Origin of the sequence: Streptomyces sp. YGL11-2 (assembly GCF_050054615.1) — a bacterium.
Taxonomy (GTDB): Bacteria; Actinomycetota; Actinomycetes; order Streptomycetales; family Streptomycetaceae; genus Streptomyces.
In genome coordinates this window covers 34185-56691 of record NZ_JBNHIN010000050.1, presented here as the reverse complement: position 1 = coordinate 56691, position 22507 = coordinate 34185, and the positions used below count along the sequence as shown (strand labels likewise).

At 69.5% G+C, this 22507-nt stretch carries 26 protein-coding genes and 1 pseudogene; 14 read left to right on the top strand and 13 right to left on the bottom strand.

Annotated elements, in window-relative coordinates:
* Positions 1-195 precede the first annotated feature (195 nt).
* Genes ACO1BR_RS35585 through ACO1BR_RS35575 form a run of 3 tightly spaced genes read right to left on the bottom strand, consistent with a single transcriptional unit; the run spans position 196 to position 1798 of the window.
* Positions 196-927 (bottom strand): NADPH-dependent F420 reductase, encoded by a 732-nt coding sequence (locus ACO1BR_RS35585; protein ID WP_426799246.1) that lies wholly within the window; start codon positions 925-927, stop codon positions 196-198.
* 42 nt (positions 928-969) lie between these two features.
* Positions 970-1350 carry a VOC family protein gene (locus ACO1BR_RS35580; RefSeq protein ID WP_426799245.1) on the bottom strand — a complete coding sequence of 127 codons (381 nt, stop codon included), beginning with the start codon at positions 1348-1350 and terminating at the stop codon, positions 970-972.
* Between the two features lie 13 nt (positions 1351-1363).
* The gene (locus tag ACO1BR_RS35575) at positions 1364-1798 is read right to left on the bottom strand and encodes a VOC family protein (protein WP_426799244.1); all 435 of its coding nucleotides are present in this window, start codon (positions 1796-1798) and stop codon (positions 1364-1366) included.
* A gap of 444 nt (positions 1799-2242) precedes the next feature.
* Between ACO1BR_RS35575 and ACO1BR_RS35570 the strand changes: the two genes are divergently transcribed.
* On the top strand, positions 2243-2881 hold the full coding sequence (locus ACO1BR_RS35570; RefSeq protein ID WP_426799243.1) for a TetR/AcrR family transcriptional regulator: 639 nt from the start codon (positions 2243-2245) through the stop codon (positions 2879-2881).
* A complete protein-coding gene (locus tag ACO1BR_RS35565; RefSeq protein WP_426799242.1) occupies positions 2878-4047 on the top strand; it encodes a winged helix DNA-binding domain-containing protein in 1170 nt (389 codons plus the stop codon). The genes ACO1BR_RS35570 and ACO1BR_RS35565 overlap by 4 nt, the downstream gene beginning before the upstream one ends.
* A gap of 24 nt (positions 4048-4071) precedes the next feature.
* Here the strand turns inward: ACO1BR_RS35565 and ACO1BR_RS35560 are convergent, their stop codons facing one another.
* The 4 genes from ACO1BR_RS35560 to ACO1BR_RS35545 all read right to left on the bottom strand — a co-directional run bounded on the left by ACO1BR_RS35560 (position 4072) and on the right by ACO1BR_RS35545 (position 6521).
* Positions 4072-4197, bottom strand: a complete 126-nt coding sequence (locus ACO1BR_RS35560; RefSeq protein WP_426799241.1) for a hypothetical protein — start codon at positions 4195-4197, stop codon at positions 4072-4074.
* Positions 4198-4283: 86 nt separating this feature from the next.
* Positions 4284-5093: a phosphatase PAP2 family protein gene (locus ACO1BR_RS35555; RefSeq protein WP_426799240.1), complete on the bottom strand. Its 810-nt coding sequence runs from the start codon at positions 5091-5093 to the stop codon at positions 4284-4286.
* 300 nt (positions 5094-5393) lie between these two features.
* On the bottom strand, positions 5394-5777 hold the full coding sequence (locus ACO1BR_RS35550) for a VOC family protein (RefSeq protein WP_426799239.1): 384 nt from the start codon (positions 5775-5777) through the stop codon (positions 5394-5396).
* Positions 5778-6041: 264 nt separating this feature from the next.
* Complete coding sequence (locus ACO1BR_RS35545; protein ID WP_426799238.1) at positions 6042-6521, bottom strand: VOC family protein; 480 nt, start codon at positions 6519-6521, stop codon at positions 6042-6044.
* Between the two features lie 128 nt (positions 6522-6649).
* Here ACO1BR_RS35545 and ACO1BR_RS35540 point away from each other — a divergent pair, with 128 nt between their 5' ends.
* Complete coding sequence (locus ACO1BR_RS35540; protein WP_426799237.1) at positions 6650-7642, top strand: helix-turn-helix transcriptional regulator; 993 nt, start codon at positions 6650-6652, stop codon at positions 7640-7642.
* An 81-nt stretch (positions 7643-7723) separates the two neighbouring features.
* On the opposite strand, the gene ACO1BR_RS35535 is transcribed toward ACO1BR_RS35540, so the two are convergent.
* The 4 genes and pseudogenes from ACO1BR_RS35535 to ACO1BR_RS35520 all read right to left on the bottom strand — a co-directional run bounded on the left by ACO1BR_RS35535 (position 7724) and on the right by ACO1BR_RS35520 (position 10220).
* Entirely contained in the window at positions 7724-8134 is a 411-nt protein-coding gene (locus ACO1BR_RS35535) for a hypothetical protein (protein WP_426799236.1), read from the bottom strand.
* A pseudogene (locus ACO1BR_RS35530) lies at positions 8077-8355 on the bottom strand (aldo/keto reductase); the annotation flags it as partial. The pseudogene ACO1BR_RS35530 and the gene ACO1BR_RS35535, both read right to left, overlap by 58 nt.
* Positions 8356-8442: 87 nt before the next feature.
* Positions 8443-9390 carry a Gfo/Idh/MocA family protein gene (locus ACO1BR_RS35525; RefSeq protein ID WP_426799235.1) on the bottom strand — a complete coding sequence of 316 codons (948 nt, stop codon included), beginning with the start codon at positions 9388-9390 and terminating at the stop codon, positions 8443-8445.
* A complete protein-coding gene (locus tag ACO1BR_RS35520) occupies positions 9387-10220 on the bottom strand; it encodes a VOC family protein (protein ID WP_426799234.1) in 834 nt (277 codons plus the stop codon). Before ACO1BR_RS35520 ends, ACO1BR_RS35525 begins: the two co-directional genes overlap by 4 nt.
* Positions 10221-10409: 189 nt before the next feature.
* Between ACO1BR_RS35520 and ACO1BR_RS35515 the strand changes: the two genes are divergently transcribed.
* The 6 genes from ACO1BR_RS35515 (at position 10410) to ACO1BR_RS35490 (ending at position 14946) form a co-directional block, all read left to right on the top strand.
* Positions 10410-11411, top strand: a complete 1002-nt coding sequence (locus ACO1BR_RS35515; RefSeq protein WP_426799233.1) for a helix-turn-helix transcriptional regulator — start codon at positions 10410-10412, stop codon at positions 11409-11411.
* A complete protein-coding gene (locus tag ACO1BR_RS35510; RefSeq protein WP_426799232.1) occupies positions 11408-12391 on the top strand; it encodes a radical SAM protein in 984 nt (327 codons plus the stop codon). The genes ACO1BR_RS35515 and ACO1BR_RS35510 overlap by 4 nt, the downstream gene beginning before the upstream one ends.
* 137 nt (positions 12392-12528) lie before the next feature.
* A complete protein-coding gene (locus ACO1BR_RS35505) occupies positions 12529-12876 on the top strand; it encodes a site-specific integrase (protein ID WP_426799231.1) in 348 nt (115 codons plus the stop codon).
* Between the two features lie 5 nt (positions 12877-12881).
* Positions 12882-14141 (top strand): PP2C family protein-serine/threonine phosphatase, encoded by a 1260-nt coding sequence (locus ACO1BR_RS35500; protein ID WP_426799230.1) that lies wholly within the window; start codon positions 12882-12884, stop codon positions 14139-14141.
* Positions 14142-14317: 176 nt separating this feature from the next.
* Positions 14318-14743, top strand: coding sequence for a hypothetical protein (locus tag ACO1BR_RS35495; RefSeq protein ID WP_426799250.1), 426 nt, complete (start codon positions 14318-14320; stop codon positions 14741-14743).
* Positions 14656-14946, top strand: a complete 291-nt coding sequence (locus ACO1BR_RS35490) for a DUF6233 domain-containing protein (protein WP_426799229.1) — start codon at positions 14656-14658, stop codon at positions 14944-14946. Before ACO1BR_RS35495 ends, ACO1BR_RS35490 begins: the two co-directional genes overlap by 88 nt.
* Here the strand turns inward: ACO1BR_RS35490 and ACO1BR_RS35485 are convergent.
* Together ACO1BR_RS35485 and ACO1BR_RS35480 are read right to left on the bottom strand one after the other, a co-directional pair.
* Positions 14848-15183, bottom strand: a complete 336-nt coding sequence (locus ACO1BR_RS35485; RefSeq protein ID WP_426799228.1) for a DUF6207 family protein — start codon at positions 15181-15183, stop codon at positions 14848-14850. The genes ACO1BR_RS35490 and ACO1BR_RS35485 overlap by 99 nt on opposite strands.
* 198 nt (positions 15184-15381) lie before the next feature.
* The gene (locus ACO1BR_RS35480) at positions 15382-16287 is read right to left on the bottom strand and encodes an oxidoreductase (RefSeq protein ID WP_426799227.1); all 906 of its coding nucleotides are present in this window, start codon (positions 16285-16287) and stop codon (positions 15382-15384) included.
* Between the two features lie 617 nt (positions 16288-16904).
* Between ACO1BR_RS35480 and ACO1BR_RS35475 the strand changes: the two genes are divergently transcribed.
* The 5 genes from ACO1BR_RS35475 to ACO1BR_RS35455 all read left to right on the top strand — a co-directional run bounded on the left by ACO1BR_RS35475 (position 16905) and on the right by ACO1BR_RS35455 (position 22298).
* Positions 16905-18848, top strand: coding sequence for a zinc finger domain-containing protein (locus ACO1BR_RS35475; RefSeq protein WP_426799226.1), 1944 nt, complete (start codon positions 16905-16907; stop codon positions 18846-18848).
* Positions 18849-19080: 232 nt separating this feature from the next.
* A complete protein-coding gene (locus tag ACO1BR_RS35470) occupies positions 19081-19464 on the top strand; it encodes a hypothetical protein (protein WP_426799225.1) in 384 nt (127 codons plus the stop codon).
* Positions 19465-19974: 510 nt separating this feature from the next.
* Positions 19975-20565, top strand: a complete 591-nt coding sequence (locus tag ACO1BR_RS35465; protein ID WP_426799224.1) for a DNA/RNA non-specific endonuclease — start codon at positions 19975-19977, stop codon at positions 20563-20565.
* A 376-nt stretch (positions 20566-20941) separates the two neighbouring features.
* Positions 20942-21127 carry a hypothetical protein gene (locus ACO1BR_RS35460; protein WP_426799223.1) on the top strand — a complete coding sequence of 62 codons (186 nt, stop codon included), beginning with the start codon at positions 20942-20944 and terminating at the stop codon, positions 21125-21127.
* Positions 21128-21134: 7 nt separating this feature from the next.
* The gene (locus ACO1BR_RS35455) at positions 21135-22298 is read left to right on the top strand and encodes a glycosyltransferase (RefSeq protein ID WP_426799222.1); all 1164 of its coding nucleotides are present in this window, start codon (positions 21135-21137) and stop codon (positions 22296-22298) included.
* Positions 22299-22507: the final 209 nt, after the last annotated feature.

Below are 22507 nucleotides of genomic sequence, written 5' to 3'. Positions count from 1 at the left end.
ACGACACGTTCTGGTGCGGGCATCTGCTCGGCGGCTGCGGCGGTCAGCTGACCACGAAGCTCTACACCGACCGCGTCTGTTCCCTGTCAAGTTCCGCGTGTTGAGGCGGGCGCGGTTGAGTACGGGTCGCGTTTTCTCCGGGAGTCGTCCGTGAGCCCGGGCGTGTGTGGCCCGGGCCTCTGTGCTCCTGGGGCGTCAGCGGACGATCTTGACGCCGAAGTGGGTGCCGAGTCCGAGGGCGAGGCCGATGGCGCTGTGCATGTGGGCGTACATCTCCATGCCGCGGGCGGTGACGATGCCGCCGAGGTCGAGGACGTCGCTCCAGCCGTACGCCGTGAGGAGGTCGGTGGCGGTCTGCTTGGCGTCGGTGTGGTCGCCGGCGACGAACATGGTGTGGTCGCCGCCGCCGATCGTCTTGGGGTTGACGACGGTCTCCTGCTCCTGCGTGACGAACGACTTGACGACCTTCACGTCGGGCAGCGCGCGCTGGATCTGTTCGCCGAGGCTGTCGGTGTCGCAGGGGTCGAGCTTGGGCATCACGCCCCACGGGGTGGGCCAGGGGTGGTCCATCGCGGCGCCGTAGAGGTAGGGGACGGCGTAGTCGATGAGGGTTTTGCCGGCCAGGCGGTCGGCGATGGCGGTCAGGGCGGTGACGGCGTTGTGGCCATCGATGCCGTTGATGACGATCTCGTCGGCGGCGGCCGCGGCGTCTGCGAAGGTGTGCAGCTGGGCGCCGGGGTGGTCGGCAAGCCACTGCCGGTAGGGCGGGTTGCCCATCATGTCGGGCTCGCTGCGGGCCAGGGTGGCTTCCACGTCACGGGTGCCGACGCGGACTTCGTAACCGAGTTCGGCGAGGCGGGCGGCGTGGGCGCGGGCTCCGCCGCCGGTGCCCAGGACGGCGATCTTCGTGGTCTTCGTGTTCGTCATGGCGGTAACTCCTTGGAATGGTAGGTGAGTTGGGGTGGCTGGTCAGTGCGGGGTTTTCTGGGTGACGCCTATGACGTAGCCGTTCAGGTCGCGGAAGTAGAGCGCCTGGTGGCCTCCTGCGTCGACGGGTCCCTTGATGACGTCGAGGTGGCCGCGGTGATCGGCGACCCAGGTGTCGAAGTCGTCGACGGCGAGGTAGTGCATGCCGCAGCAGCCGGTGGGGGTGTCCTTGAGGGGCGGCAGCCAGATGCCGAGCAGCTTGGTCTGCTGGAGCATGAAGGCGAACTTGCCGCCGTAGGTGAGCACGCGGATGTAGGCGTGGGGCGGGGCGGGGAGGGCTTGGAAGCCGAGCTTCTCGTAGTAGGCGATGGTTTCGTCGAGGTCGTTGACGCCGAGGCAGGCGGAGATGGCGGGAGTGTTCATGGCGGTGGCGCCCTCAGGTGGTCTCGGCCGCGGGTTCAGTCGCGGTCTGCTGCCGGAAGGCGTCGATGTTGTCGGGGCCGAAGATGCCGAGGATGTAGCCGTCGGGGTCGCGGAAGAAGAACTCGCGTCCGGTGCGGTCGTAGTTGGTGACGGTGTCCTTGACGACCTCGACGTGGGGCCGGATGCGTTCGACGGTGGCGTCGAAGTCGGCGACGGTGAAGTAGTGGATGCCCGAGCAGCCGTTGGTGGACTGCATGGTGGGCAGCAGCTCGCGCAGGCTGCTGTCGGTCTGGACCATCAGGGCGGGTTTTCCGTCGTGAGTGATGATCAGCAGCGGGTGTTCGGGGTTGAGGGGGCCGGTGTCCAGGACGCCGAAGCCGATCTTCCGGTAGAAGGCGGCGGTGGCGAGGGGGTCCTTGACGGCCAGGCAGGGGGCGATGTTCATCATGGCGGGCTTCCCTCCGATCGGGGTTGGCGGCATGGCGGGAGTGGTCAGGTGGGGGAGCGTGTAGGCCGGGGCCGGGTGCAGCGGCGGTTCGCCGCTGTCGCTGGTCGTGCGATGCCGCCAGGTCGTAGCGCCTGTGGCGGCCGGGCGGCCTGGAGCGCGTAGCCGCAGAAACCCTTGCTCTCAGGCTGTGGGGCGCTCGAAGCCCTCTTCAATTAGTACACACGTCCAGCATTTCTGTCGAGCGTTACCGTCAAATGGGGCAAACGGTTTGAAGTGACCAACCGCTTCACCTGCTCAAACGGTGCGAAGTAACGGGAAAAACGCAAGGTGAGCGGAGACCTTTTCGGCGGTACGGGAGCCCGCGGGCGCTTCCGGGGGAAGATTGATACCTTCGTACACAAGTCACATTCATCAAGGTGTGCGAGACACGCGGGAGGGACGGTCATGGCCGGGCAGGATGCCACGAAGCGGCGGTACGACCCCAAGCGGCGGATAGCGGAGATCATCTCCGCCACTGAGAAGGTCATCGCCGAGCGCGGCATCGAGGGGCTGACCCACCGAGCTGTCGCCGAGCGGGCGGGCGTCCCGCTCGGCGCGACGACCTACCACTTCGCGGCCAAGGACGACCTCATCCAGGCCGCCCTGCAGCGGGCCGTCGACCGCTACGCCGCCTACCTCGCCGACTGGGTCGCCCAACGCCCCGAACTCACCCCGGAGCAGCTCACCGTGCTGCTCACCGACGCCCTCATGGGCTGCTTCGGCCCCCAACGCGACAGTCAGGTCATGGAGTTCGAGCTGTACCTGGCGGCTCTGCGCCGGCCCGCGCTGCGCCCGATTGCCGACCGGTTCATCGAGCTGAGCATCGACGCACTCCTGCCGTACGTCGACCCGCTCACCGCCCGTACCGCGGCCGTGGCCACCAACGGCCTGACCCTGCAAGGTCTTGCCGGCACCACGTCGCCCACCCGGGCGGAGGTCGAAGGCATTCTGCGCCGCATCCTCACCCCCAACCCGGACCTGCCAGCGCCCACCCCCGCCTCCGGCCCGGCCCCTGGCCAGGACACCCCGCAGGCCCTCGCATGAACACCGTTCCCCGCATCACCGACGCGCAGCGCCGCTCCCGCCTGGCCGGACACCATCTGCCCGGCCCCGGCCGGCGAGCGAGCGTCGTCCGGGAGGTGGCCGAGTCGGTGCTGGCCTTGCACGCCACCGACGCCGCCACGGTCTACCTCTCGGCTGCCGCCCGAGTGGAGAGCCCCAGCTGCGAGTGCATCGAGCGTGAACTCTACGAGCGGGAGGTGTTGTTGCGGATGACGGCGATGCGCTGCACCCTCTTCGTCGTCCCCACCTCCCTGGCACCGGTAATGCTGGCTGCCGTAGGCCGGCCGAACGCCGCAGCCCGCATGAAGGGGCTGCTGCGCCAGCTGGAAGCGAACGGCTACGGCGACGCCACCTGGCTGGAGGACGTCAGCCGCGGAACACTGGAGGCCGTACGGGAACGGGGCGAGGCCACGACGGCGGAGTTGGCCACCGCCGTCCCAGGCTTGGATCGGCAGGTTGTCGTCTCGCCCGGCAAGCCGTACGATTCGCGCCGCAGTATCGCCACCGACCTGCTGTTCGCCCTGGCCGCCGACGGCCGCCTCACCCGCGGCAGCCGGCGCGGCGGCTGGACCAGCAACCAGCATGCCTGGACCCTCGCGCCTGAACTGCCGGACATTCCCGCCCCGGTGGCCCGCGTGGAGCTGGTCCGCCACTGGCTGGGCGCCTTCGGACCGGGCACCGTCGCCGACCTGAAGTGGTGGACGGGCTGGACGGTCGCCGAGACCCGCAAGGCCGTGGCCGCCGCGGACGCGGTCGAGGTCCGTCTGGACGAGGGCGCCGGCTATGCGCTCGCGGAGCACCTGGATGCGCCGGTTGCCGCGCCGGAGCCGTCGGCCGTACTGCTGCCCGCGTTGGACCCGACCCCGATGGGCTGGCGGGAGCGCGGCTTCTACCTCGATGCCGACCATGTTCCCGCGCTCTTCGACCGGATGGGCAACATCGGCCCGACCGTGTGGTGGGACGGCCGGATCATCGGCGGCTGGGCACAGCGCAAGGACGGAACCCTGACCTGGCGGCTGCTCGACGACCCCGGCCGCGACGCCCGGGCAGCCATCGAGGCCGAGGCGGAAAGGATCACGGCCTTCCTCGGGAATCGCCGCTTCACCCCCGCCTACCGCACCCCGCTGGAGCGCGAACTCACCTCGTGAACCCGCGCCGGCGGGGCCGGTCGGTCAGGCGGGGGCACCGGTCGCCTCGCCATCGCCGTGGGGAAGGTGGCAGTTGGTCTCCCACACGATGCGGTACTTGTCGCGGACGCACTGCGGGCGCTCGGTGTCGCGGGGCCTGTTGGGCGCCATTGAGTGGGAGCGTTGCTGCCCTGGTGCCCACGCTGGTGGCAGCCGTCTTCCTGGGCGTGGCCTTCCACGGTTGTGGGGGCACACATTCAGCGTGCCACCGGGCCTGCGCCAGGTGCGGGCGGTGCGGGCTGCTTCGCTACGGTGATCCAGAGCAGGGCTGCGCACAGAAGGGCCGCCGCGGCGAAGACCAGCGGGCGCATGACGGAGTCCTCACGTGTACTGGCGGCAGCCGCTCCAGCCGCCGCAAGGGCCAGAGCGATGGCTGGCAATGCGCGGGGACACACCGTGCCGCCGGCCGTGGTGGCTGCGGGCAGCGATCGGGTCGCCAGGCAGTAGCAGGCGCAGCCCAGCAGCGTGGCCCCGATCGCGTCGCTGGGCCGGTGCCAGCAGAGCGTCTGGACGGCGGCTGCGGTGACGGCGAGCCACAGCATTCCGGCGGCGGCGATGTAGGGGCGGGCGCGCGGGGAAGCGACGAGAATCGCGCCGAAGGCCAGCCCGGCGGCGATGGCGACGTGACCGCTGGGGAAACTCGCCTCGATGAGGTTTTGCGGAGCGTGTACCAAGTCGGGGCGGGGTAGGACCATGCGGAGCACCTGCGTTCCGCCGACCGTGGTCACCACGACCGCGAGTGCCGCGCAGCCCTGCCACCAGCAGCGGCGCACAGCGGCGACCGCAGCGATCAGGGCCGTGCCTGCGACCAGGGTCGGCATGGCTGCCTTGAGTGGCGGTGGACCCACCGACTCGACCAGCGCGAGGATCCGCGCCTGATCAGCGAATCCCCTGACCAGGGAGTTCTCCGCCGTTTGGCCGAACGGTGTGCAGGCGGCGACAACGTAGACCGCCGCGAACCCGAGGAGAAACAGCAAAGGGAGGGCCAGGAGGGAGCGGCGCGCCATGATCGGCTGTGCCGCCCCAGTTGTGCGCGTGATTGTGTGATCTTGCTGAGTCAATGTCTTCTCGTTCCGTCGGCTGCCGAAGCGGCAGTTTTCGCGCGGTACTTCCTACTGCCGTAGTGCGGCACGGCAGTACTGCTGGGGTGCGGGTCGGTCCGCTTGGGAGGTCTGCCGATGTCCGAGATGCACGCGCCCTTCGGCGCTGAGCAACGATCGCCTGGCCAGGGAGGGGCATGATCAGGCCGAGGGGGAAGGAGGGAAGCGCGGAAGCAGTGCCCGGTTTCGCCTCTCATGAGAGATCAGTCAGTGCTCTTGCTTCTGGGTGACACCGATGATGTAGCCGTTGAGGTCGCGGAAGTAGAGCGCCATGTGGTTGCCGCCTGCATTCACCGGGCCCTTGATGACGTCGATGTGGTCGCGGTGGTCGGCGACCCAGGCGTCGAAGTCGTCGACGGCAAGGTAGTGCATGCCGCAGCAGCCGGTGGGGGCGTCTTTCAGGGGCGGCAGCCAGATGCCGAGGAGCTTGGTCTGCTGGAGCATGAAGGCGAACTCGCCGCCGTAAGTGAGCACGCGGATATAGGCGTTGGGGTCGGCGGGGAGGGCCTGAAAGCCGAGCTTCTCGTAGTAGGCGATGGTGTCGTCGAGGTCGTTGACGCCCAGACAGGCGGAGATGGCGGGAGTGTGCACGGGTCAGTCCTTGTCGTGCTCGGTGTTGTGTGTTGTCGTGTCGGCGGATCATGTGTGGCCGATCGGGCCGAAGATGCCGAGGGCGTAGCCGCCCGGGCGCGGAAGAAGAACTTCGGTCGGCGCGGTCGTAGTTGGTGACGGTGTCCTTGGCGACCTCGACATGGGGCCGGATGCGCTCCACGGTCGTGTCGAAGTCGTCAACGGTGAAGCAGTGGATGCCTCGTCCGCCGCGCTGCTGCGGACGGGGCCGCGGCGACGATGCCGTCAGGTGAGCGCGCCGGCCCCATCACCATCACTTTGGGGGAGGTAGCAGTTGGTCTCCCAGATGACGCCGTACTTGTCGCGCACGGCGCCGTAGGCGGCGCCCCAGAACCGGTTCTCCAACGCCTCCAGGACCTTGCCGTCCTTCGTGAGCTTGTCGAAGGCCGTGCGCTGCTCGGCGGGGTCCTCGTAGACCAGTCCGATGTGGATGTTGTTGCCGATGACGTGCTCGCCGTCGGCCTTGGTGTCGGCGCTCAGCTCGGCGACGCCCAGCGAGCTGCCGTCGGAGAACTGAAGCTTGGAGTACACGACTGTCCGGTCCGCGCCCGGCGTCTCCTCCATGCCAGGCACCTGGGACAGCAGCATGGTGCGCTCGGTGAGCTCCTCGACACCGAAGGCGTCGCTGTAGAAGGCGATCGCCTCCAGGCTGTCACGCACGTACAGCAGAGGCACGAAGCGGTGGAAGATTTCCTTGGTGGCCATGGGGGCTCCTTTCTGACGGCCTGATGGCCGGAGAAAAATGGGGAGAACCGGGTGTTTCACCCGACGTCTTCGACGGTAGAGGCCCAATAGGTCATCGAATGTCCTCACAGGCGGCGAAGGTGGACGGCATGACAGCCGATCCAGGAGTGACACGAGGGACCAGAGATCCCGCCGCCCGTCTGCTGCAGCTGCTCTCGCTGCTGCAGGCCCCACGTGACTGGACGGGCGCCGAGCTGGCCGAGCGTCTGGGGGTCACACCCCGCACCATCCGCCGCGACATCGACCACCTGCGCGAGCTGGGCTATCCCGTCCAGGCCACCCAGGGCAATATCGGCGGCTACCGCCTCAGCGCGGGCACCGCGATGCCGCCCCTCCTCCTGGACGACGACGAAGCCGTGGCCATCGCCATCGGCCTGCGCGCGGCGGCCACGGCGGCCGTCACCGGCATCGAGGACACCTCACTGCGAGCCCTGGCCAAGCTGGAACAGGTGCTGCCCTCGCGACTGCGCCACAGAGTCTCGCACCTCGCCGAGGCCGCCACCTTCCTCCCCCAGCCTGTCCAAGGGGCCAACGCCGAGCTGCTGGCCGCCCTCGCCGCCGCCTGCGTCGCCCACGAGAAGATCCGCTTCAGCTACGCCCCCGCGCGCGGGGCGCCGACGCGGCGACTGGCCGAACCCAAACGGCTCGTGGCCGCCGGCCGGCGCTGGTACCTCGTCGCCTACGACCTCGACCGCGCCGACTGGCGCACCTTCCGCATCGACCGGATCGACGCCCTGCACCGCACCGGCGCCCGCGTCCCCGAACGCGAACTGCCCGACGGCCAGGACGCCACCGCATACGTGGCCGACGCCCTGGCCGCAGGCCCCGGCAACTGCCGCGCCGAACTGATCATCCACGCCCCGATCGAGCGCGCCGCCGAGGGCGTACCGTCCTCCCTCGGAACTCTGGAACGGATCGACGAGCACCGCTGCCGCCTGCGCACAGCCGTCGACTCGGCCGAGTATCTCGCCTACCGAATCGCCGCCCTGCGCCTGGACTACACCCTCCTCGGGCCGCCCGAGCTGGTCCCGCACCTGCGCAGGATCGCCGAGCGGGCCCTGGAAGCCATCGAGAGCCGGTAGGTGCTTCTGCCAAGACCCATCGGGGTCTTGGCAGAAGCACCTACCGGCTCGGAGGAGTCCGGCGGTGCCCATTTCGCGCCGTCAGCGGGGGGCCGCGGCCTGCTCGGCCTCGGCGACGTTGTCGGGCGCGGTAACGCCGGCGGTTGTAGTGCCGCCGCGTGTGTCGTTGCGTCCTGCTGTACGCGGTACCGCGTACAGCAGCGCGAAGGCAGCGAGGAAGGCCGCGGCGACGTACGGCAGGGTGTACGCAAACGCGTCGGGCATACGGGCTCCGTGGGTGACGGGGTTGCCGACGCCGAGGTGCACCCCGCGCTCCTCATGTCCGGCCACCAAAGCCAGGTCGTACCGCATCGGGTGGAAGCGGACCTGGTTGACCGCCGGAGCCTCACCCGTCGCCGCCGTCAGCGCGTCCAGCTGGGCCAGACTGTGATTGCTCACCCCGACGCGGGTGGCCAGCCCGTCCTCGGCGGCGGCCAGGAACGCGTCCCACACGGCGGCGTTCTCGCCCGGCTCCTTAAGCGGGGCAGCAGCCACAGATCGACGTGGTCGAGGCCGAGGAGGGCGAGCGCGCGCTCCAGCGCCTCCTGCTCCCCGCCGGAATGGCGCTGGGCGAACTTCGTCGTCACGAACACCTCGGAGCGGGCCAAGCCGCTCGCGGCCAGCGCCTTGCCGACGGCCGCCTCGTTGCCGTACATCGCGGCCGTGTCGAGATGCCGGTACCCCCGTCTCCAAGGCCACCGAAACGGCTCGGTAGGCGTCGTCGCCCTTGAGCTGCCAGGTCCCGAACCCGATCGGCGGGATCACCGGACGACACTCCCGTTGATTTGCTGCTCGACGTCCAGGGTCAGCTGCAGGGCGTCGAGCACGGAGGCCGGGGCGATCTCGTTGACGGCCTCGCCGCGCAGGCAGGCCAGGACGTGGTCGATCATCGTCGCGTACTGGTCGGCAGGCTCCACCTCCAGCTCCCCTACGCCGCCGGCGGTGTACGCGGTCACCGTCCCGGACGGCCTGCCGTCGAAGCCCATCGTGGACACCGACTCCAGCACGCCCTCGCTGAAGGTCGCCGTGTAGCCGCCGCGCGCACCCCAGGCCATGGGCATGAGCGAGGAGACGCTGGCGCGGGCGAGCGCGCCGTCGAAGCGGAAGACCGCCTCGACCGCGGCGCTGGACCCGTCGCGGGCGACGGTGGCGACCTCGACGCGCTCCGGCCGGCCCAGAGTGCGGGTGATGATGTCCAGGTCGCTGTGCATCGCCTCCAGCGGCAGCACCCGCAGCCCGAGCGAGACGCCGGGCCACAGGTGTGCCGTCTGGTTGCGCAGCGTCAGCTGCTCCAGACGTCCATACGTTCCCGCGCGTACGGCGTCGAACAGCGCCCGGTTGGCGGGGATGAACCGCTCGAACATGTCCACGAACACGTGTCGGCTACTGCTTTCGGCGGCCTCTGCCACCCGCCGGGCGTCGTCCATCGTCTGAGCGAGCGGCAGTTCGACCAGGGCGTGCTTGCCCGCGGCCAGCGCGCGCAGCGTGTACTCGGCGTGCAGGGGAAGGGGCAGGCATATGTCGACCAGGTCGAAGTCGTCCTCGAACGCCCGGTCCATGTCGGTCGACGAGGCGAACCCGAACCTGTCCGCCGCTTCGGCTGTCTTGGCGGGGTTGCGGCCGAACATCACCACCTCGACGTCACCGCGCGCGGCGTAGGCGGCGGCGTGGGCCTGACCGAAGCCGGTGCCCAGCAGCGCGATCCTCATGCCGACACCTGCGGGGCGTTCGTGGGCATGGAGAACAGGCCGAAGCGGTTCCCGCGCGGGTCGAGCAGGCGAGAGTAGACGAGGCCGTCAGGGTTGGCGTCCGGGCCGAACTCGACGGTGGCGCCCAGTTCCTGGGCCCTGGCGGTGGTGGCGGGGACGTCGAGGACGAGGAAGTCGGGCATCAGGTAGTCGACGCCGTCCGTGCCCAGGTCGTACATGCCGCCGGAGGGCCACTGGTTGCCGGTGAAGACGTTGGAGTAGGGCTTGCCGCCCGCGGTCTCGTCGAAGACGATCTGCCAGCCGAAGGCGCGGGTGTAGAAGTCCTTCGTCGCCTCGGCGTCGGTGGAGCCGATCTCGAACCAGGCGTACGCGCCGGGCACCGGCCCCGCCGTCATCTCCTGCATCTGCTCGCCGGCCTGGTCGGCGAACTCCTTGAGCCGCTCGGGCGTCTGGTTGTTCTGGAACAGCGAGAAGACGTTGCCGCGCGGGTCGGCCAGCCGCGCGAAGGTGGTCACGTCGCTGACAGCGGTGGCGGGTACGACGACCGTCGCCCCGGTCTTCTCCAGCCGCTCTTGGTCGGCGGCGACATCGGCCGAGACGATGGAGACGTTCATCGTCTCCTCCGGGCTGTGCGCGTTGTCGTAGATCGCGCCCATCGGGAACGGCATCCCCGGCGCCATGATCCGCGTGTAGGTCACGCCGCCGACCGACGAGTCCGGGTCGACCGCGAAGCTCCAGCCGAGCAGCGGGCCGTAGAAGTCCTTCACCGCCTGGCCGTCAGCGGTGCTGATCTCGAACCAGACGACGTTTCCGGGATCCATGAAACCCATGACAATGCCTCCTTCAACAGGGATGACGCACCGTGGCGCGCGCCCTTTCCCGATCGCCACCGTCCGGAGGTGACCTCGCGCGCTCACGGGCTCGGCGGCTGTGACGCCGCCGGACCTTTCCGATCCGTTTTCGACGGTAGATCCCTTTTAGGACACCTCGCGTCCTTAAATGCCGGCAGTGTGGGCGGCATGACCCAGGACATGCCCGCCCGCATGCTGCGCCTGCTCTCTCTGCTGCAGACCCGCCGCGAATGGTCCGGCGCCGAGCTCGCCGAGCGCCTCGGCGTGACCGGCCGTACGGTGCGCCGCGACATCGACCGCCTGCGGGACCTCGGCTACCCCGTCGAGGGCACCACCGGGCACGCCGGCGGCTACCGTCTCGCCGCCGGCATCGACCTGCCGCCCCTCCTGCTCGACGACGAGGAAGCCATCGCCATCGCGGTCGCCCTGCGCACCGCCACCTCCGGTGTCACCGGCATCGCCGACACCGCCGTGCGCGCCCTCGCCAAGCTGGAACAGGTCCTGCCCGCCCGCCTGCGCCACCAGGTCTCCGCCCTCCAGCAGGCCACCGTCCCGCTGCCCTGGAGCGGCGGTCCGCAGGCCGACCCGGCCACCCTGGCCACCCTGGCGGCGGCCTGCCGCGACCACGAGATCGTCACCTTCGACTACCAGAGCAAGCACACGCCGTCCCCCGCTGCCCGCCGCGTTGAACCGCACTCCCTGGTGGCCGCCGGGAGCCGCTGGTACCTGGTCGCCTACGACCTCGCCAAGGACGCCTGGCGCACCTTCCGCGTCGACCGCCTCACCCACCCCGCCCCCACCGGGCGCCGCGTCACAGCACGCGACCTGCCCGCCGACGACCCGGCCGCCTACGTCGCCAGAACCATCGCCTCCGCCCCCGCCCGCTACACCGCCCGCGCCACCGTCCCCGAACCCGCCGAAACGATCCGCGCCCGCACCGGCGCCCTCCCCGACCGCCTCCACGTGCTCGACGCCCACACCACCGCCGTGGACCTCGCCTCCGACAACCCCCTCCACATCGCCGTACAGCTGCTGACCCTGGGCCCGCACACCACCCTGCAGGCAGCACCGGACCTCGCCGTGAAGATCGCCGAGCTGGGCAGGCAACTCACCCGCGCCGCCGAAACGGAGCACACGACGGACCACGACCGGACCGAGGCGGGCCAGTGAACGGGCCCGGCGGCCAGGAGGCGCTGTTCGCGGCCGCGGAGGTCACCCCCACGCCGCCCCCATCGCCCGGCTTCGACGGCATCACCTTCCACGAGATCCAGGCCCGCACCCTCCTCAACCGCATGCCCGGCGCCGCCCCCGGCGGCATGGGTTTCACCCTCAATCCGTACCGGGGCTGCAGCCACGCCTGCACCTACTGCTTCGCCAGAGATGGGCACCACCACCTCGGCCACGACACCGGCGACGACTTCCAGACCCACCTGTACGTCAAGACCAACGCCGCTCAGGCTCTGCGCCGCGAACTGCGCACCGGCAGGACCGGTGACCAGTGGGTGATGGTCGGCACCTCCACCGACTGCTACCAGCGCGCCGAAGGCCGCTACCAGCTGATGCCCGGCATAATCCGCGCCCTGACCGACTACCGGGTCCCCTTCACCACGACCACCAAGTCCGCCCTCCTGCGCCGTGACATCCCCCTGTACGCCGAAGCCGCCCGCGTCACCGACGTCCTGGTCATGACTTCCCTCGGCTCCCTCGACGACCGCGTGTGGCGGGCCTTCGAACCCGACGCCGCCCCACCCCGTGCCCGCCTGGAGACCATCGCCGCCCTCCGCGCTGCGGGCGTCCCGGCCGGGGTCCTCATCGCCCCGCTCATCCCGCATGCCGGCGATCACCCCGACGCCCTGAATGCCCTGGTCGACGCCTGCGCCGAGGCCGGAGCCGTCACCGTCTTCCCCGACGTCCTCCGGATCAGCCCCGGCGCCCGCACCTGGTTCCTCGCCCAGTCCGCCCGCATCCTCCCGCCCCACCTCCACCAGCGCCTCGCCGCCGACTACGCCACCCGCCGCGCCATGCCGCCGCGCTACATCCAGCAGGTCACTGAGCACGTCCACGCCCGCGCCGCCCACCACGGACTGCCCCGTTGGGAGGACTACATCGAGCGGCTGGGCACGGACCGCCGAGGGACGGACACCCCCTGAATCGGTTCGCCGGCTGATCGACAACCGAGTGTCAGCCCCCGCGGGGGTCCCGTCGTGCCTCTGGCACGTCCTTCCAAGGTTGCGGCGACAGTGCTCTGACCGGGGAGCTGAGCGTCTGCCACAGCCGTGTCAGAGCGTTGATCAACCGTACCCATGGCCCGCTGTTCCTCACCGGCCGTAAGGCCCCGGCCGGGACGTCGACGCTGGACGTGTGTCCGGAGAATGGCCGGGCCCGGCTCTCTTACCGGCGGGCGGAGGAGGTCTTCGAGGAGAACACCCGGCTGCTGGCCAACCCGCAGCCGTTCGGCGTCGTGCGTGAGGGCGCTGTGGCGGAGCCGGTGCAGGGTCCAGCCGTCCAGGTCCTCACCGTCGTCCGGGAAGGCAAGCGGTCATCACTCCGCGCGGACAGCGCGGGCCGACATGCCGCGCATGGCGTAATGAGCGCCCCGGCGGCCTTCCCAGGTCACGTTGTGCGGATGCGGTGACCAGCATGGGTGGCGGCAAGGAAGTGGCGAGGCGGGTCATGGGCGAGGAAAGCGTGGACCGGTCGGAGGGTTTCGGCGAGCGGCTGCTCGGCCTGCTGCTGGATCGGGCGCGGCTGATGCCGCCGCAGCTGATCGCCCCGTTGGTCGCGGAGGAGGTGGCCAGGATCGGCGGCCGTGACGTCTCCATCCTGCTCCAGGACTACGCGCAGGAATTGCTGGTGCCGCTTGCGGGCAGGAAGCTGCACGTCGGCCAGCCCGAGCCGATGGCCGGTTCCCCCGCCGGCCGGGCCTTCCTGCGCGCGGACGTCGTCGAGGTGCCGCAGGCCCAAGGCGGCGTGCGGATGTATCTGCCGCTGCTGGACGGCAGTGACCAGGTGGGGGTGATGGCCCTGACCGTGGACGCCGTCGGCGACGACGACCGGCGCCTGCTGCGCAGGCTCGCTGGCCTGGTCGCCGACATGCTGGTAACCAAGAACGCCTACACCGACCTGTTCTTCCTGGCCCGGCGCCGGGAGCCGATGAGCGTGTCGGCGGAGATCCAGTGGAGCCTGCTGCCGCCGCTGACGATGACAGTGCCGCAGGTCTCGGTGGCCGGCATCCTGGAGCCCGCCTACCGCGTCGCCGGTGACAGCTTCGACTACGCCCTCAACGACAACATCCTGCACATGGCCGTGATCGACGCGATGGGCCACGGCCTGGACGCCGCCGTGATGGCGACCGTGGCCATCGGTGCCTACCGGCATGCCCGGCGCGTGTTCGTCAGCCTGGCCGAGAAGTACGCGTTCATGGACGACGCCATCTCCCGGCAGTTCGGTCCCGACCACTTCGTCACCGCCCAGCTGATGCACGTCAACATCGCCACCGGTGAGCTGGAGCTGGTCAACGCGGGCCACCCCGCGCCGCTGCTGATCCGCGACGGCCGGGTCGTGCAGCAACTGGAGAGCGCAACAACGCTGCCCGTCGGCTTCGGCGGCGAGGAGCCCCGGATCCGAGAGCACCTGCTCCAGCCCGGCGACCGGGTGCTGTGCTACACCGACGGCATCATCGAGGAACACGTCACCGGCGGCGAGCCGTTCGGTGAGGAACGCCTCACCCGCTGCGTCAACCACCTGGGAGAAGAGCCGTCACAGGGGGTGCGGGCGGATCTGCGCCGGCTCTCCCACACGCTGAAGACGGAACGGGGCGGGCACACCAGCGACGACGCCACCCTCTTCATGATCGAATGGCACGGCGGCGCCGCCGACCACCTCGTGGTTCTCGACTGAGAACCACGACGTCACGGGTCCGACATGGCCTGAGCAGGTGGGATCTGGAGCCGCTACCGTCTCTCGCGCACATCTCCCCGGCCCGCAGCTCGGCGGTCAACTACTACGCCTATAGCCTGCTGAACACCTCTGCCTGCGACGACCCGGTCCGCCGTCGTCAGATCCAGGACGTCCTCTTGGCGCTGATCGAGGAAGCGCGCGTCGCCTACGAGCTCCTGGACCGTATCCAGCTGGCGGAAACACCGGCTGGCCCGGACACCGCGGGACCTCCCGTGCACAACCAACTCCCGATCAGGGGCAGCGCGCCGACCCGTACCCAGCTGGTCTTCGACGCAGAATGCCGCGACTGGCCGATGCCGGTGATTGTTCACCGGGTGCGCGGACCGACCCGACGTCTCAGCGCAGCAGGGCGAACTGTCGGCACGGCCACATGCGTCGAAGACGTGGTCGCGCTCTTGTCCGCCAACCGTCTCGAACCCGACTACGAGGATCCCCGCAGCGGCATTGTGATCGAGTGGCACGGCGGCGGGCCCAATGTCTGGCCAGCACCGCTGCCGCCCACGCCTGTCCCCTCAGCCCAGGACCCGCGAACCGGTTGGTGAACGACGGTGTGGCGTACCGGGGCTGGAGTGCCGGCGGGGTCATTCTCGACCAGCGAGACCATGCACTCCAGCAGATCAGAACCGCGCCTTCGCCTCTGGTCCGTTCAGCGTTTTCCCAGGAACGGGAACAGGCCGTGGAGGCGCTCATGGCCAGCGTGGAGGCGTGCTACATCTGCCGCCCGGAGACCGAACTCGGCCTCTGACCTCGTACGGGCCTCGGCGGTGTAGCCAAGGCCGGCCGGACGACGCAGCGCCGCGTATACGCGGGCCCGGACGCCCGGCTCTCCGGGCACGCGTCGCACGCGAGCGACTCCGGAGGTCATCCACAGCGCATCCAGGTCCGCTATCGCGGCCAGGGCGGTTGCCTCATCAGCGGCGGTGATGTCGAGCACCAGCAGGCCGGGTTCACCAAGGTGTTGCTCGTCGATGCGTTCGTCCATGTCTCCACCCACGACACGGTGGTCGGCCGCAGTTCGCCGTCGCCTGCAGCACCACCCTTGTGGGTGACCGAGGGCAACGGATCCTGACATGTAAGCATGCGGGGCGATACTGCCGTCCCCAACGGCACAGTGCCGTCTCCCCAGTTGGTCCGGTGTTCAACGGAGTAGGGACTGTCGGCGAGCGTCGCTGGCAGAGCCTCAGACGGCGCTCTCGCCCGGCTTGTCGAGGAGGGCCAGCTCCTCGTCGGTCAGGCGCAGGGCGCCGGCGGCGATGTTCTCGGCGAGGTGCGCCGGGTTCGTCGTGCCGGGAATGGCCAGCATGTGCGGACCGCGGTGGAGAGTCCACGCGAGCCGTACCTGGGCCGACGTCGCATCGTGGGCGCGGGCGACGGAGTGGACGCGCGCGTCGTGCTCCTGGGCTGCGGCCGCCTCGCGCCGTAGGCCGGAGATGGTGAAGTACGGGACGAAGGCGATGCCTTGCTCCCGGCACAGGTCCACCAGCCCGCTCTCGTCGGCGCGGCGCCAGTCCAGGCCGTAGGAGTTCTGCACGCAGACCACGGGCGCGATCGTCCCGGCCTCGGCAACGTGTTGCGGCCGGACGTTCGACAGGCCGAGGTGCCGGATCAGGCCCGCCTTCCGCAACTCGGCGAGGGCACCGAAGTGCTCGGCGATCGAGACCATCTCGGCTCCGTTGCAGCGCAGGTTTACCACGTCCAGGTGGTCCTGGCCGAGCTGGCGCAGGTTCTCCTCGACCTGGCCGCGCAGCTGGTCGGGGCGGGCCATGGTGTGCCACTCGCCGGAGGGGCCGCGCTGCGGGCCAACCTTGGTCACCACGACCACGTCGTCCTGCCAGGACGACAGGGCCCGGTTGATGAGCTCGTTTGCGGACCGCAGCGGCGAGAAGTAGAAGGCGGCTGTGTCGATGTGGTTGACGCCCTGCTCGAACGCGCTGTGCAGCAGCCGCACGGCGCCAGGACGGTCGATCGGTGTGCCGTCGGAGTTGCCCATCATGCCGTTGCCGGTCAGCCGCATCGCGCCGTAGCCGACGCGGTTCACCTCCAGATCCCCGAGCTTCCAGGTCCCTGCTGCCGCCCCTGTGCTCACCGTGCCCCTTTACCCGTCGGTTCGTCAGGTTCTGGAGTATGGGGCGGTCGCGTGGTGCGGCGACAGGTCAACGGGGTGGGCGAAACATCACATCCGTACCGGGAACGGACGTTCCGCGCCCATCCGTTGGACTTGTCGAGAGACGCCCGGTCAGTACGTTGTTCCGGTGATTGTGCTGCCCGTTCTGGCCAGCGATGGTCCCCGAGGACTCCGTTCCGCTTCTCCCGGACAAGGCGATCACCGCCCACAACGTTCGGACACCGCTCACAACACCGCGACGGGAACGTGGCCCGCTAGCGCGCCGAGGTGGGGAATCGATGCGAGCAGGTCTGTCCCGTGCCTGAGTACAGGGAATTTCAAATAGCGCCATCAAGGTGGGCCAGGGCGCGGTTGCGGGGGGACAGGCGCAGGCAGCGACCGGCCTCCACCCAGGCCGGCTCGCCGCCCGGGAACGACAGCGGCCACTGTTGCGCGCGCTCTCCCTCCGCACCCAGCTCCGGCACCACGGCTGTCGTTCCCCAGCCTGCTCCGCTGAGGTCTGCGGCTCGAACACCGCGATCACCTGCATGGTCAACACAGCTGATGGCACGATGAGTTGGGGCGAAGGGTGGGTGTACATGCAGGGTGACAGGCGGCAGATTCAGACGGCTGTGCTGGGCAGCGCGGACTCGGACCAACCGCTGGTGCTCCCGCTGGAGGCCATCGAGCTGGACTCCTTCCGCTGGCAACATCAGCACGACACGTTCTGGTGCGGGCATCTGCTCGGCGGCTGCGGCGGTCAGCTGACCACGAAGCTCTACACCGACCGCGTCTGCCACTTCGCCCACCACCCCGACCCCACCGGACAACCGCGGATCTGCGAGCGCCGGGCCCGCGACGTCTCCAGCGCCGACCACCTCTACCTGAAGGCCGCAGCCGCAACGTGGCTTGCCGACCGGGGCCACAAGGCCGCTTTCACCTTCCCCCAGCCCGACGGTGCCGCCATCGGGTCCGTCCTGGACATCGCCTGGGACGCCGGCAACGGCGCCCTGCGCATCCACCTCGACGCGGCCGTTCCGCCGGCCTGGGACAACCACGACGTCGACGTCGTCCTGGGCATGACCGTGCCGGTGGACGACGACACGTTGGTGCGGCGCTGGTACGTCCACCGTGTCCGCTTCGAAAGCGCCGGCACCGCCCGCGAGGTCCGTATCGGCACCCAGGCGTTCGCCCGAGGCACCGAGTGGTTCACCCTCGACGAGTGCGACATGACCGAGCGCGGGCTGTCGACGCCAGCAGCCGAACGCATCATCCGCGCCCGCCGCACACCCCCACCTCGCACCAACCCCCCTCCACGGACCACTCCCACAACACCCCGCCAGCCGATCAGGGGGCAGGACATGCTCTTCCGCCTCGCTGAGGCCCGCCGGAGCGGATCAACGCGTCAGGCGGAGGAGATATGCCGCCAGATCGAACGCTCCGGCCTGCATCAAGACCACCAGCAACTGGCCACCGGTTTGGCCACTGCCCGGCAGTGGCTGGAGGAGCGCCGGGCCCGGCAGGCGAAGCAGCGCCAGAATCTCTTCCGCGATCTGCAGCACGCCACGCTCAACCACAAGCCGCCCCAGGTCCGAGCCCTGCTCACTCGCGTCGACGCGACTGCCAGTGATGACCGCACGAAAGAAGAGGACGCCATTGCGGACGCGGCGGCTGCCTACCTCGAAGACCTCAAACGCACTGCCCGATGGGAACACCGCGACGCCGCGCCGCCGGTCCGCGGCCCGAAGTTCTCCAAGATCCCCAGCCGGCACACCCCCCGTACCGCCCCTGCCATCCTCCGGTCCCAGGCCAAGAAGAAGGACCCGCAAGCGGCCGCACACCGGCGAATGTGCGACATTCTCCACGACCTGCGGCGCCTGGGCGACCGTATGACCACGGCAGAACTCCAGCAGACGGTCACGAAGCTGTCGAAGGCAACGGCAGCCGCCGGCAACGAGGTAACTGACCATCAGCGCCAGGAAGTACTCGACTGGGTCGCCCGCGCCGACACCGTCTCACAGACGAGCCCACGCCCGGTTCCTCCACCTCGCCCAGAGACAGAGCAGCAGCACAAGGGCCAGGGCCACGACAGTCAGCCGCGGCTCCGAAACCGGGCCGAGCCGCAACGCCCCGCCGCGAAGCGCCAGCCGCGCTCGGAGAAACCGAAGAAGAGCGAGCCCCCTCGGTTGCCGAGCAACGCGGTGACGGAAGTCGCCGCCGCGGTGACAGGGGAACTGAAGAAGACTGCCAGGGAACACTCGACGACATCCTGGTCCCGACTGCGAACCCAACTCGGCTCCGCCCTGCCCCCACTAAACCCCGATGACCAGCTCGAAGTCCTCCTGCGAGTCGAAATCCTCATACGGGTCCGAAAGCAGAATCCGGCCGATGAACCGTTGCTGTCCTCGCTGATCGCGGTAAACGACACCAGCAACCCCCAGCTGTACCAGCAGCTCCTCAACCGACTCGGCCGCGACCAGGCCGAGCCCGGATGGTGGCAGACAGAAGCACTCCGGCTCCACCAGATCTGGCGGCACCGGTAACGCCGTGCCCGGGTCGCGGCGCCGAGCAGGGGTACGCGGACACGCGGGCCTGCTCTGCAGGCCATGACCGATTCAGGAAGGACCTGATGTGACGTCAGACCACGATCCTGTCCGGCGGTTGATCGGCGACAGAGTGCTCACCGGCCTGCGGAGAGTCCTGGACTGCCCCGACACCGCCACTGCTCTCCGACAGGGACCAGAAACCGGAGCCGGCCCGTCCTGGATTGCATTTGTGTGCCCCATTCACGCCCAGGGCCTGCAGACGTGGCCCGGGCAGCTAACGCCCAGCGCGGATCTCCAGCTGCCGTGCGGAACCGTCCTCGACTTCCGCGCTCCCGAAGAGATCCTCCGGTCCCACGCTGACCTGTGGCTCACCGAATTGTCGGGGCTGTCCACCGAGATGCTCGACAGTGGCTGGTCCGACGTCCTGGGCCAGGCCCACAAGGCGCTGAGCGCCCGGCTCAATGAAGGCGACAAGGGTGACGGCGAGGATGTCGGCGTTCTCTCGGACGTGGTGACGATGGCCGGCCTGGCGCACCGTGCCGCGGTCGCCGGCGACCTCTTCCAGGCCGCTTCGTCCCTCTCCCTCGCAGAGACCCTCGCCCTCAAGTTCTGACCCCGGTGGATGAAGGACGGCACTCCGATGTCTCCGTACATCTGGGGCTGGCGCGCAGGCTGACCTACGGGCCCCGGTGTCCCGCGGCCATCTCCTTGGCCACGGGACACCGGCTCCTCGGCCGCGGGACGCCGTGGGCCAGGACTTGCGCGAGGCGGTGGAGGAACTGGGCCGTCACCATCTCCCAGCCCTCGGCATAGTGCTCGTCGATGCAGTGCGCTCAGCACTCCGAGGCTGCCGTGGTGGCCCGTTCATCCCGCTTCTGCGCGAGGCTTCAGCCATCGGCCCGAGGATGCCTGCGGCGCCGTCTTCCTTACTGGTTGTCTGAGGACGACCGTGCTCCGGGACGCGCCGGTCGCGGCGGGCGGTTTGGACGACGGCTGTGCGCGGCTGCTGCTCCCGGCCGTTGACCTCTGGAGGTAGCCCATGACCGGGTCGTCAGCGTCTTCGTCCCACTGCCCGCGTCGGCATCTGCGCCGCATCTCCGCCGTGCTCGGCACAGCAGGCGTCATGACCACCCTGCTTGCCGTTCCCGCGGCGACCGCGGCCCCGTCCGCCGGGGCGGACTATCCGTGTGACCCGTACCTGAAGGCATGGGCAGGGAAGACCGTCGTGTCCCGGTGGAAGTTCCACATCGACTCCGCAGGCCGGCCTGACCGGGCGATAGCTGACTCGCTGTCGGCGGGGAACTCGCCTCGCAGCCAGTGCGAGACGACCGTGGGCGGATGGGGAGGCGGCGGCTACGACGGCGGCCACCTGATAGCCAGCACCCTCAAAGGCGTCAGCAAGCGCATCAACCTCGTCCCGATGAAAGCCTCGATCAACCGCGGGATCTACAAGAAGACGGAGAACGCGGCGAAAAAGTGCCTCTCGACCCTGGGTAAAAAAGACAAGCTCTCCTACAACATCACCGCCGCCTACGGCGACCCCAAGTCCGTCGTCCCGCGTGACATGACGGTCGCGATGACGGTGAAGAAGGGGACGAGCAAGAAGGACATCAAGCTGACCATCCCCAACCAGGACATCACACCGCAGAAGGAAACCGCCCTGAAGAAGCAGCTCAACACCGGCCTCAAAGCTGCCGGCTGCCCGACAGCCTGACACGCCCCACTGGGCGTTGGCCGGTGAGAAGCTGTGTAGCAACCTCGCTGGGAGTATCGGGGCCGCTGGGAGAAAAGGACGCCTGAGCGCGAGGTCCAGGTCAGCGGGTGCTGGTCCGGCAAGCTGGGAGGTGTGGGGCAGCTCCGAGGCCGTCACGGTCGCGGGGCAAGGCGCTCCGGCCGCCCGTCGGCTCGGGGATGCAACTGTGTTCTCAGGGCGGTGTGCAGGTCGCGCGTGGCGGGACTCTTCGTCGGTTTTCCGGTACCGCTCAACGCGGTTGAGCTTCCGCTGACGCTTAAGTCGTCCTGAAGGAACCGTTGATTTCTCACAGGATCCGTGGAATCCATGGAAGGCGGGCGATCCGGAGGAGGAACCGATGAGTGGTCACGGCCCCGTGACGTACGAGCTGGACGAGAGTTATCCGCTGTTCCCCGTGGCCGGCGGGAAGCATCCGTCCGCCATGGACACCGACGACTTGAAGATCGCTGACAGCGACGCCTTCGGCTTCATGAACCTGATGGGGTCGGCGGACCCCGTCCCGGACGACCTTCCCCGGACCTGACGCTGCCATGGCCATGGCGGCTGCGGCGGTGTGGCTGGTGCCGGCCGAACTTGCCCCGGCGATCGTGCTTGCCGTCCTGGGCCGCCTCGAACGGGCCAGCCGTCTACGCGCCGCCAGGCGGTACCGGCCGGCCCGGCGCGGCCATCGCGAGCCGATGGCCGTGGTGTGCCCCGTCTACCGGGAGGACCCCGCCCTCTTCGGCCGGGCCCTGCGCTCATGGCTCCGCAACGACGTGGCGGAAATCGTCTGCGTGATCCACGAAAACGACACCGCGTGTGCCGAGGTGGCACGGGCACATGGCGTACGAGTGATCACCACGGCGGACCGGGACAAGCGCCGGGCGCTGCGAACCGGCTGGCAAGCGGTCACGGCGGGCCTGGTCGCTCTCACGGACTCGGACACGGTCTGGGCCCGCGACCTCGTGCCCACGGTCAGCGCGCCGTTCGTGGATCCGACGGTCGGCGGGGTGGCGACCCAGTCGTTCGTCCTGGAACCGGCCACGTTCTGGGAGGAAATCCGTCGCGGCCGGGGACCGATCGTGGTGATGGCCGCCCAGACCGTCCGGGGACAGGCCCTGGGCTGCCTTCCCGGCCGCACCGCCGTCTACCGGCGCGCTCTGCTCGAACAGGTCGGCCCCGACCTGGTCCAGCAGTCCTTCCTGGGCGTGCGCTGCGGTCCCGGTGACGACACGCGGCTGTCCGCACTGGCCCTCCGGGCGGGCTACCGGACGGTCCTGCAGGCCAACGCGCACGTATGGTCCCGCTTCCCGGACACCTTCACCGGCCTCGTCCGCCAGAGACTGCGCCACCAGCGCAACAGCTGGCGGGAACACCTGAGTGCACTGGCCGGCGGATGGATCTGGCAACACCCCTACCTGGCACGCTGCGTCACGGTCTCGGTGATCCTGCGCCTGGGATTCATCCTCGGCACGGCGTACTACCTCTGGCTGGCCGCCTCCGGCGACCTCCTCGCGCCGGCCATGGTGGTGACCTACTGGTGCGGCCGGCGTCTCCTGCGCACCAGCCGCTTGCTGCACCGCACCGGCCGACGTCGGGTCCTTGCCTTCAAGCTCCTTGCTACCGACGTCCTCTCCCATGCCCTCGACGTCTTCGGGCTCCTCACCATCCGCCGTCAGGGCTGGCTCACCCGCGGCAGCGACCGGGCAGCTTGAGAGGACGCTGGCGTGATGAGGTGCGATGGGAACCCGCCGCAGGTTGATCTGGGGGCGTTGAACGCCTCCCGCCCCTCACCTGTTCGGCGCAGGATCGTTGGTGCTAGGGACACGCCCCTCCCCCCCACTCGCGTTGGTCGGTGACGAACGCACAGGCCACAGGGCTTACTGCTTCCGCGAGTTCGACCGAATGCCGGGCGTGCCGATTG